Source organism: Vibrio sp. V38_P2S17PM301 (genome assembly GCF_009904845.1).
Classification (GTDB): domain Bacteria; phylum Pseudomonadota; class Gammaproteobacteria; order Enterobacterales; family Vibrionaceae; genus Vibrio; species Vibrio proteolyticus.
The window spans coordinates 76,257-86,814 of the sequence record NZ_WXWO01000016.1 but is presented as its reverse complement, the minus strand read 5'-3'; the positions used below and the strand labels follow the sequence as shown (position 1 = coordinate 86,814).

Sequence of the window (10,558 nt, the reverse complement as noted above, 5' to 3'; positions counted from 1 at the left end):
ATAGAAACCCTACGCCCAGAAAGCCCTTACGTGGAAAACATCAAAGCGATTGAGTTTGCCGATGTCCCGCAATTTAAGGCACTGAATCAAGGTGACAAGATTACAATTAATCTTCCTGATAATACAGATATTGCAATTAATATCGACTCCAATGAATTTCAGAATGAAGGTATACGTACCTGGTCAGGGAAATTTGAACTAGAAGGAGAAAAATACCCGGTAACGTTTACCTTTGGTAAGTCTTCAATTTTAGGCTTTATTGGTCATCCTAAAGGCGCAATTAAAGTTGAAGGCAAAGGGAGCACAGCTTGGATATATGAAGTGCCACCAAATCACGGCTTTGATTAATATTAAGTCTGTGCTTATAACAATAAAACATAAAATATTAAAATAGGATATTAAAATGAAAAAAACGTTATTAGCGTTGATGATAACGTCAGGATTCGCTATGCCTGCTGCAAACGCAACCACGAATATCGATGTTTTGGGGGTGTATACCAAAGCAACATCTGAGTGGTTCAATCAGGATCATATGGCCCAGATTCAGCACCGTTTTAACGTCGGTAACCAGATCCTGAAAGAGAGTGGTCTGGATATCAAAGTTAACCTCATTGCTGCGCGTGAGTATGACTTTGACTCAGCGCCTGGTTATAAGAAATCTCAGGGACAAGCGTTAGACGCAATTACTCCCGGGCAAAAACAGGATCGTATTTTCAGTGATATCGAGACCGTGCGCAAAGATGTAGGCGCAGACATGGTTGCGATGTTCCGTAATCTGGATCTGAACAACACGCCAGACTACGACGCACAACAAGGGTTAATCAGCTGTGGTCTGGCCTGGGTGGTCGCGGCAAGCGACTGGCAATACTCGCCGTCGAACGCGAAACGCCTGATGTACAGCCACTCGTATATCAACGAATGTGGTGCCGACACCTTCATTCATGAGTTGGGCCATAACTTTGGTCTAAACCACGCGCATGAACAATATCAGGGTGCACCAGATTACGGGTATCCCCACACCAATAACGGAACCGAAAAAGACGCTTACGGGTATGGAGTGCAAAACTCTTTTGCGACCACGATGGCGTATGGCTTCCTATTTGGTGTCAACGGTCGCTCTTACACTTTTTCTAACCCGGACAAAACCTGTCAAGGTCAGGCGTGTGGTAAGAAAGACTATGCCAATGCGGTGCGTGCGATTAATCTGACGGCACCGAAAATTGCCAACATCTACAACGGCAATGCCAATGGTGACACCGGAACCACCGCACCTGATGGTGCAACGGGTCAGAACGTATACACCATGAGTTCACCGCTGGCGATCCCTGATGCGAACCAGATTGTGGTACCGTTTGATGTGTCCTACAATGGTGACATCAATCAGACCACGATTGAGCTGGATATCGACCATCAATACATTGGTGACATCTCGGTTGAGTTGTACTCACCAGGCAACAGCCGTTGGGTATTGAAGCAGGCCAACTCGAATGACCGTGGCACGCAATACAAAGTGCGTTTCACTCTGCAAGGGGTTGATCCGGCAGAAGTGACAGGTCAGTGGCGCTTGGTCGTGGCCGACAACTATTCTCGCGATACTGGTATTCTTAACAGCGCGACACTCAGCTTCAACTGATTGAGTTGAAGCCGTGAATCCGGATGCAATGCATCCGGATTTTTCATCTTCTACGTATCCTAGCGAATTGAGGCCAGTGTTTTGTCCTCCTTTGGCCCACTCATCACCATCGAGCACTCATAACAACGTGTGATCTTATTTCCGCTCAACTCGAAACAGGCGAGCACCATAACCGTACTTTGGCTTCCGTCGAGTTTGGTGACCGCAACCTGATGGCGGGTAAACACTAGATTGTTGTGGCTGGCTGCTGCCAGTAATGTCACTGTCATCTTATGAGTCTGACTTTTCAAGGCTGCAATGTGTGCACAAAATTGGCTGAAATCGAGATGTTCCCCATCGACTGTTTGTTGATACTGGGGCGAAAAGTAGTGAGTAATAAGGTGCGCCTCGTAATCAGGGGCTTCAATAATCTCGGTCAGTGCGTTGAGCACCCACTGCACGTTGGGACATAATTGTGACATCGCGTCATCTCCAAAGGTAACTTAAACAACGAGATAACAAGTGTATTTATTATTCGAATGGCGTAATTTGTATATTCAGACCACTTTTATAGATAAACAGCCAAATGATGAAATTTCAGCGTCATCATCTGATTCATAAGGACAACAGCAGCACGGATTGGCATCAACACCCGAAAGGGCAGTTGTTTTGGATATCACGTGGTGTGCTTAGCATTGAAGCGGGCTCGGAGCAGTGGATGATTACGTCTGGAGCTGTGGGGTGGATACCGCCAGATGTCAGGCATCGCACCGAAGTCGTTAGTGAATGTGATGGTATGATTTTGATGCTGCCGGCAGCGCAATTGCCTCATGCTTCGGCTTTCCCTAGGCTGGTGGCACTTAACCCTTTGAGTGACGCAATCATTCGACGTCTGGAGAGCGTGGGGTCAACGAAGGTGACGGAGCCTCAGCAACGTTTACTTGGGGTACTGATGGATGAGATCAATGCAGCCGATGATTCTGTGATGCGATTGCCGATGCCCACTGATAAACGATTACGACTTATCGCTGATGCGTTATTAAATCGCCCAGACGACAGGCGCGAACAGCCGCAATTGGCGTGTCATTATGGTTTGAGCCCGAGGCATATGAGCCGTTTGTTTGTGCAGCAAACCGGGATGACCTTTGCCCGATGGCGTCAATTGGCTCGCGTGTTGAGTTCATTGCGCTGGCTGGCGCGACACGAGAGCGTTACACAAACGGCACTGGCGTGTGGGTTTGAGAATACCAGCAGTTACATCACGGCCTTCAAACACTATTTTGGGGTTACACCAGGAAAATATGTACACCGGGATACCGCTTGAGGGCAGGGCAACCCGGTGTGCGTACCGGGCTGGTTTCGCTAAGGTTAGATTCGGTTATCACCACAACTGAAGGCGATGATCTGGCTGATCTCTGTGAACGTCCGGCCGGATTCATCCCGCCACTGGCAGAAGGCTTCATTTGCTGCTTTTTGCGCACGTTTGGTCGTACGTCCGCTGTCGATAACGCCGCAATGCCGCAGATGAGACTCGACATCGGAAGAGAGAATAAACGTATCGGCTCCAATGGTGCGCAGAGAATATGGCCCGGTGTTGCCACCCAGACGATTACCGTGCTTTTTCAGGTACTCCCAAAGCTCAATGATCTGTTCCTGAGGCCAGTTTGCCACCATATTGCTGAAGGAGCCGTGTTCAATTCGCGCTTCGTAAATCATGCGAGCATTGGCCGGGATTGACATCACTTTCGTCAAATGGCGGATAATGCGTGGATCTTTGGCTTTTTCTTCCCAGAGTTCATCTGACCACATCAGCAAAGGTTCAACCTTGAAGCCCAAAAACAACTCTTCAAAGTTTGGCCACTTTTTACGTACGACATCCCATGAGATTCCGCTCTGGAATACTTTCATCGAAAATTCTGATAACCAGCGATCTTCAGGAATCTTCGCTACTTCTTCTGGTGTTAGTGGTTTGCGAACCAGTTTTTCGAGGCTGTCTTCGCCGCCTTTACGTTCAGCGGCTCGTTGGTATATTGAGGCAAACTTTTCGAGGATCATGTGGGATAGATTACCTTTGGCAAATGAAGCTTTGATACTACCAAAGCCCCGACAGATGAACCATCGATACCGCCACAAAAATACGCGTCACTGGTTTAAGGTGCCGGGCTGTATAGGCGAGGCACATTGCTTTGCGGCAGGTGGATCAGATTAAGGTGGTTACGGCGGGCCCACTGAACGGTTAATGCCGTAGGCGCTGAGAGGCTGACCAGGGTCGCCACTTTGGCCCGGACAGCTTTGTGTATCAATTCCAGGCTGCAACGACTGGTCACCACCACAAAACCCTGTTGTGGGTCATAGTGTTGGTCGGCCATGGCGCCGATCAGCTTATCCAGAGCATTGTGACGGCCAATGTCCTCACGACATAACGCGATTTCACCGATGGGGTCGACATACAAAGCGGCGTGCAGCGCGCCGCTCTGTTTTGCAGCCAGTTGAGCTTCCTGAATACGCATTCTCAATCCAGCAAAGAGGTTTTCGCTCGGTGGCAGTGATGGTTGAAGTGGTTCGAGATCCGGCAACGCTTGTTCGAGTGCTTCAACACCACAGATACCACATCCTGTGGTTCCGGCCAGATGACGACGCTGGGTTTTCAGATTCCAGAAGGCGCGGTTGGTGATATCGACATCCGCAAAATAGGCCTCGCCCTGCGCGCGGATGCGAATATCATGCACTTCACGAAAATGTTCAATGATGCCCGTGCTGAGTGTGAATCCGCGGATAAAGTCTTCCAGATTGCCGGGGGTGACCATCATGACCGCCTGATTGATGCCATTGTAGCTGATTGACAAAGCAGATTCGCTCGGCAGGCGATTTTCAATCACCGGGCGATCTCCGGTCAACTCGCGATAGCTAAAGCTTTCCGGTTGCGCTGGCGCAGCATTCATATCATTGCCAGTGAGCGGGCTAGGAGCAGTACATCTCATGATATCACCTTGTTACAGCAGGACCGGTTTATTGATACAACCGGGGATGATTAAAGAGCCGGTGCGAAAATGGTTTTCGCTTCGTCAAAACATTGATCCGTCAGAGCCGAATGCGGCTCTTTTTTGCGCTTCAACAACCCTATCGGCGCATGGACAACCGCCTGTTCAATCGGAATGATACGCAGATTGTCGTTAAGGGCTTCCAGGCCGCAGTTCAGAGGCATAATCGCACAACAGATACCTGCATTAACGGCCTGTATCAGATGAAAAGTAGAGTTACTCTCAATCACCGTTTGTGGTGTGATCCCCTGGCTGCCCAAATTGAGATCAATAGACTGACGGTAATGCATTCCTTTGGTAAGCAGCCCCAGAGGGATGCTATCAAGGTGTCCCCAACTCATGGCAGCATCATCGAATGCGAAGTGACGGGTATCATACAACACCCCCATGCTGGTGGAGCTTAACTCAATAACGTCAAAATAAGCCGTATCAATCTGATCAAGATAACAGATGCCCAAGTCGAGTTGATTGCGGTTGAGTTGGTCGATAATTTGCTCAGACGTCATGGAGGTCACCTGAAAGCGAAGCTCTGGATAACTTTGCGCAAGCGGTTTGAGCAACTGCATAGGATTCTGGCTGGCAAGAGGTACCATACCCAGGCGCAGACTCCCGACCAATTGACCTCGGCAATTCGCGGCCTCGGCTTGCAAGCCGTCGTGTGCGGCTAACACCGTTTTTGCCCAGGCCAGAATGCGCTCACCAGCTTCGGTGAAGCCCTCAAACCTTTGCCCTCGAGAGACCAGTTCAAGATCCAACTCGTCTTCCAGATTGCGAATCCGCATTGAAAGCGTTGGTTGAGTGATGTGACACAGCGCTGCAGCCTGGCCAAAATGCCGGGTTTTATCCAGTGCGATAAGATACTTAAGCTGTTTAATGTCCATACTTGGCCTGTTTTGTAGTGTTCAGTTCAGGGAGCCGGGGTACTCAGTTGAGTACGTAATCCACCGGTTCCAGTGTTGGCGGCAATGTGGTTTCGCCTAACGCATCCAAAATGTCGCGCTCAATAATTCGGACCATGGCGTCGGTCGGCAGGTCGTTTTCATCCCGGCCGAACGGGTCTTCCAGTTCATCACCAATTGCATCCAGTCCAAAAAAGGTATATGCAACAATCGTGGTGAAAAGCGGTGCCAACCATCCAAGCGAGCCGGCCATTGCGAAAGGCAATAAAGCGCAGAAAATATAGATGGTACGGTGCAACAGTAAGGTGTACGGAAATGGCAATGGTGTGCTTTTGATGCGCTCACAAGTAGCCTGAGCTTCCGACAATTTCTGTAGCTGCTGTGCCAGCAACGTATGGCGCCATTCATTCAATGAGCCGGATAAGGCCAGCTCGGAGCAGTCTTTGCTGATACTGCGCAAAATGCCTTCACTTACGTGCACCCCATAAACCGCAGCCGGTTTGACTAACCAGGGCTGCGCAGCTTGCCATTCATTTTTGTCACGCAATCTGGCGTTTACGGCATGGGTGTAACCACATAACTCATACAGCAATTTCGCTCGCAGACATTTGTCCGGAATGGCGACACTGTTGCGCGCGAACGTGCGACATTCCGTGATGACTTGTCCCCATGCTTTGCGGCCTTCCCACCAACGTGAGTAGCAGGCGTTGTTACGAAAGCTCATAAAAATCGATAGCGAAATACCCAACAAGGTAAATGGAGTGGCGTTCACTTTGGTAAACCAGTGAGGGTAAAGACTTTCCACCATCACGATCAGTGAAGCCAGTGCCGTCACCATTACGCTGCGCAGAGCAATTCTTCTCGCGATAGAGCCCTTCAATGACAACAAAATATCGAAAATGTCGGGCTTAGGATGAACAATCATGGTGTTACTTGCCTGGTCTTGCTATTGAGTTCTATTCTTGCTAGTTGCAGGGCCTTGTTGATGTCCGTCACGCTGCGAGTCAGTCAAGAGGAAAAATGCATATAAACTTGATCTGAATCAATACTGCGCCTGTTCTCTGAGGAGGTCAAATACAAACTGTCTATGTGGTAATAGATAAAATCTATCAAGTTAAACCTTTTCTGAAGAGGGCTGATGGAGAGCGAGAGGAAAAATCCGACGATTTTCCTTTGAAGGTAATAAGCGATATCTATGAAGGAATGGTTTGGCGCAAAACCCGCTTCACACGGGGGCTTATTTAACAGTATCGCCAGCAGTAATATGGCTGGATGCGTCCATTATTCCGTGCGTTATCCTCTGTTGATAGACAAGGTCAATCACATGTTCAGTATTATCAATTGGACGTTGTGTGCTTAAATGAATAATCTTTGATTGAGATCAAAGCAATATGCATCCTTTCCCATTCCGTTTGTTGCAAAACATCTCCGACAGTAAGCAGGACTCAGTTCTGACACGATAAAGCACCTCCGTTTTCGCTGACGTTATATTCCTGAATAACGCCTGGGTTATCACGGTTACTCCTGTTTGCTGTTGTTCCTGGCAGAGGAGTAAAGTCGTGAGTCAAAAAGAACAAATCAAACAATACAATGGTCCGGCAGGGGGCTGGGGGGCGCTGAAAGCGGTCACCAAGAGCTGGCTGGGCAGTGAAAATGCGGTAAAAAATATCCGCACTATGCTAAAGACCAACCAGAATGGCGGGTTTGACTGCCCTGGTTGTGCCTGGGGAGAAGATCCCCATGGTGGTAAAGTCACCTTCTGTGAAAATGGCGCTAAAGCCGTCAACTGGGAAGCGACTAACCGTCTCGTTGACCCGGATTTCTTTGCCAGTCACAGTGTATCGTCACTGTCGACTCAAACCGATTACTGGCTGGAATACCAGGGACGATTGACCCATCCAATGCGTTATAACGCGCAAACCGATCACTACGACCCTGTTTCCTGGGATGCTGCTTTTGCACTGATCGCCCAACACCTCAATGCACTGGAGTCGCCGGATCAGGCAGAATTTTATACCTCGGGTCGTGCAAGTAATGAAGCAGCATTTCTATACCAACTGTTTGTGCGCGCGTTTGGCACTAATAACTTTCCTGACTGTTCCAACATGTGTCACGAAGCCAGTGGTATTGGTATGAAAGATACCGTAGGGGTCGGCAAAGGCACCGTTGTGTTTGAAGACTTAAAGCAAGCGGATGCTATATTTGTTATCGGCCAAAACCCCGGAACCAACCACCCACGCATGCTGGAGCCTTTGCGCGAAGCTGTAAAACGTGGTGCTCAGGTGATCTGTTTCAACCCGCTGAAAGAACGTGGTCTGGAGCGGTTTCAAAACCCTCAACATCCAGTTGAGATGTTAAGTAACGGCTCTGAGCCGACCAACACCGCTTATTTCCGCCCGGCGCTGGGCGGGGACATGGCTGTCTTGCGCGGTATGGCGAAGTTCCTGTTGCAGTGGGAGCGCGAAGCGCAGGCGAACGGCACCAAACCCGTTTTCGATCATGAATTTATTCGCGAGCACACCACGGGGCTGGATGACTATCTGGCGCAAGTGGACGCCACCAGTTGGACGCACATTACCGAACAGTCCGGACTCAGTCTGGCCGAGATTGAGCTGGCGGCCAGCATGTATCGTCGTGCAGAACGCGTTGTGATGTGCTGGGCAATGGGGCTGACGCAACATCGCCATTCGGTTCCCACCATCAAAGAGGTGGTCAACCTGCAACTGCTGCGAGGTAATGTTGGTAAACCCGGGGCAGGATTGTCTCCGGTTCGCGGGCACAGCAACGTGCAAGGTGACCGGACAATGGGAATTGATGAAAAGCCGCCTCAGGCATTGCTTGATAACATTGAGCGCCGCTTTAAATTTCAGGTGCCACGTGAACACGGACACAACACTGTTCAGGCCATCAAAGCGATGGAAGAACAGCGTGCGAAAGTGTTTATTGGTCTGGGGGGGAACTTTGCTCAGGCGACGCCGGATACCCCTAGAACGCACGCTGCGATACGCAATTGTGATCTGACCGTGCATATTGCCACCAAACTAAACCGTTCCCACCTGGTGACAGGCCGGGACGCACTGATTTTACCTTGTTTGGGGCGTACTGAAATCGATATGCAAGCGAGCGGGCCTCAGGGTGTCACAGTCGAAGATACTTTTAGTATGGTGCACATCTCCTATGGTCAGTTGAAGCCGCGAGCTCAGACACTTCGCTCGGAACCGGCGATCATTGCCGGGATCGCAAAAGCGACTTTAGGTCATCACCCGATCGACTGGGACTGGGTAATTGCCGACTATGGGCGGATTCGCGCTCTGATTGAAGAAACCATCCCGGGGTTCAGTGATTTCAACCAAAAGCTCACTCAGCCTGGCGGTTTCCATTTGGGGAATGCGGCGGCAGAGCGTCGCTGGAATACAGAAACCGGTCTGGCGCAATTTTCGTCGAGCGAATTACCTGAGCGGTTGGTGAATCAAGCGGTATTGGATCAAGGGCATACGCCGGATTTAATCCTGCAAACCATGCGTTCCCATGATCAGTACAACACCACGCTTTACGGCTTAAATGACCGCTATCGCGGTGTGTTTGGGATGCGTGAAGTGGTATTCATCAATGAAGCGGATATTCGCAAGCTGGGTTTTGAGCCGGGCGACAAAGTGGACATGGTGTCATTGTGGGAAGATGGAAAAGAGCGTCGTGTGGCCGGGTTCACGTTGGTCGCCTACGATATTCCGCAAGGCCAGGCAGCCGCGTATTATCCTGAAACCAACCCTCTGGTTCCACTCGACAGCTATGGCGACAAAACGTACACGCCGACCTCAAAATTTATTGCCATTAAGTTGGAAAAATCCTCCAAACCAGAGCCGTTGACCACGGCATAACCTGAGTAAAAAAGCGGCTGGTGTTTTGCACCAGCCGCTTTTCAATGACAGGCGAGACGTGGTTATGCTGTCCGGTGTTTGTTGAGCTCGGTCACCGTCACAAGCAGTACCAACGACGCCCTTTAAACTTTAAATACTTTCACCGTTTACGGTGACGGCCACATCAATATTACCGCGTGTCGCGTTAGAGTATGGGCAAACCTGGTGAGCTGTGCGAACCAGTGTCAGTGCTTGTTGTTGAGGCAGATCCAAAGTGGCCGCTAAGCTGACCGTCAGAGCAAAACCGCCAGTGTTATTCGGCCCGATACCCACTTCAGCGGTTACCGGTGCTTCTTTTATAGTCACTTTTGCTTCACGTGCGACATGCAGGACCGCGTTGGAAAAACACGCTGCGTAGCCAGCTGCAAAGAGCTGTTCCGGGTTTGTTGCTGTACCATTGCCACCCATTTCTTTTGGATAAGCCAGTGCGACATCCAGTAGACCATCATCAGTCGCGACTTGGCCATTGCGTCCGGCCAGAGCTGTTGCTTTTGTTGTGTAAAGTGTTGTCATCATATTCTCCTTGGTTTTTGATTGCGCGCAATCTAATTGCCTGCAATGTTAAATCGAAAAATGATTGGAATGCAAGTATATTGTGCGCAATTTATTTTGGGAGGGGCGTCAATGGCTCACTGCAAAACGACAACCGCTGTGTCGGAAGATGAAATGCTACTGTTGGAAAATCAGGTTTGCTTTCCACTTTACAGCGCGGCGAATGCTGTTATTCGTGCCTATCGGCCGCTACTGGACAAACTGGATCTGACGTACTCACAATATCTGGTCATGATGGTGCTATGGCAAAGCAATGGTATCAGTGTCAAAGAGTTGGGTTCGAAGCTGTATCTGGATTCCGGGACGTTGACACCATTATTAAAACGCCTTGAAACAAAAGGACTGGTTGAGCGCAAGCGCAGTGAGCAAGACGAGCGGGTGAGAGTGCTGACACTGACTCAGCAAGGGATGTCGCTGCAACAAGCCGCCAAGGCAGTACCGGGAGCGATGTTGTGCCGTTTTGATCTCGATCTCGATGAACTGAACACACTCAAGCAGCTATGCGAGAAAGTGCTCGGTAAGCTCAGTACAGAATGA

General features: G+C 49.8%; 10 protein-coding genes and 1 pseudogene. 5 read left to right on the top strand and 6 right to left on the bottom strand.

What is annotated here, in order from left to right; translation table 11 throughout:
• Both CAG64_RS03755 and CAG64_RS03750 read left to right on the top strand, forming a co-directional pair.
• Window positions 1-348, top strand: a pseudogene (locus CAG64_RS03755) (hypothetical protein); the annotation flags it as partial.
• Between the two features lie 55 nt (window positions 349-403).
• Complete coding sequence (locus CAG64_RS03750) at window positions 404-1,633, top strand: zinc-dependent metalloprotease family protein (RefSeq protein ID WP_161488923.1); 1,230 nt, start codon at window positions 404-406, stop codon at window positions 1,631-1,633.
• Between the two features lie 59 nt (window positions 1,634-1,692).
• Here the strand turns inward: CAG64_RS03750 and CAG64_RS03745 are convergent, their stop codons facing one another.
• The gene (locus CAG64_RS03745) at window positions 1,693-2,094 is read right to left on the bottom strand and encodes a nuclear transport factor 2 family protein (protein ID WP_161488924.1); all 402 of its coding nucleotides are present in this window, start codon (window positions 2,092-2,094) and stop codon (window positions 1,693-1,695) included.
• A gap of 104 nt (window positions 2,095-2,198) precedes the next feature.
• Between CAG64_RS03745 and CAG64_RS03740 the strand changes: the two genes are divergently transcribed.
• Window positions 2,199-2,936 carry a helix-turn-helix transcriptional regulator gene (locus tag CAG64_RS03740; protein WP_161488925.1) on the top strand — a complete coding sequence of 246 codons (738 nt, stop codon included), beginning with the start codon at window positions 2,199-2,201 and terminating at the stop codon, window positions 2,934-2,936.
• Between the two features lie 44 nt (window positions 2,937-2,980).
• Here the strand turns inward: CAG64_RS03740 and CAG64_RS03735 are convergent, their stop codons facing one another.
• From CAG64_RS03735 to CAG64_RS03720, 4 genes are all read right to left on the bottom strand, one after another.
• The gene (locus CAG64_RS03735) at window positions 2,981-3,667 is read right to left on the bottom strand and encodes a DNA-3-methyladenine glycosylase I (RefSeq protein ID WP_161488926.1); all 687 of its coding nucleotides are present in this window, start codon (window positions 3,665-3,667) and stop codon (window positions 2,981-2,983) included.
• Between the two features lie 95 nt (window positions 3,668-3,762).
• Entirely contained in the window at window positions 3,763-4,593 is an 831-nt protein-coding gene (gene fdhD / locus CAG64_RS03730) for a formate dehydrogenase accessory sulfurtransferase FdhD (RefSeq protein WP_021703555.1), read from the bottom strand.
• A 50-nt stretch (window positions 4,594-4,643) separates the two neighbouring features.
• Complete coding sequence (locus CAG64_RS03725) at window positions 4,644-5,534, bottom strand: LysR family transcriptional regulator (RefSeq protein WP_161488927.1); 891 nt, start codon at window positions 5,532-5,534, stop codon at window positions 4,644-4,646.
• 43 nt (window positions 5,535-5,577) lie between these two features.
• Complete coding sequence (locus CAG64_RS03720) at window positions 5,578-6,477, bottom strand: bestrophin family protein (protein ID WP_161488928.1); 900 nt, start codon at window positions 6,475-6,477, stop codon at window positions 5,578-5,580.
• 634 nt (window positions 6,478-7,111) lie between these two features.
• On the opposite strand from CAG64_RS03720, the gene CAG64_RS03715 reads away from it, so the two are divergent.
• The gene (locus CAG64_RS03715) at window positions 7,112-9,430 is read left to right on the top strand and encodes an FdhF/YdeP family oxidoreductase (RefSeq protein WP_161488929.1); all 2,319 of its coding nucleotides are present in this window, start codon (window positions 7,112-7,114) and stop codon (window positions 9,428-9,430) included.
• A gap of 129 nt (window positions 9,431-9,559) precedes the next feature.
• On the opposite strand, the gene CAG64_RS03710 is transcribed toward CAG64_RS03715, so the two are convergent.
• Complete coding sequence (locus tag CAG64_RS03710; RefSeq protein WP_161488930.1) at window positions 9,560-9,982, bottom strand: organic hydroperoxide resistance protein; 423 nt, start codon at window positions 9,980-9,982, stop codon at window positions 9,560-9,562.
• A 111-nt stretch (window positions 9,983-10,093) separates the two neighbouring features.
• Here CAG64_RS03710 and CAG64_RS03705 point away from each other — a divergent pair, with 111 nt between their 5' ends.
• Window positions 10,094-10,558 carry a MarR family winged helix-turn-helix transcriptional regulator gene (locus CAG64_RS03705; RefSeq protein ID WP_161452103.1) on the top strand — a complete coding sequence of 155 codons (465 nt, stop codon included), beginning with the start codon at window positions 10,094-10,096 and terminating at the stop codon, window positions 10,556-10,558.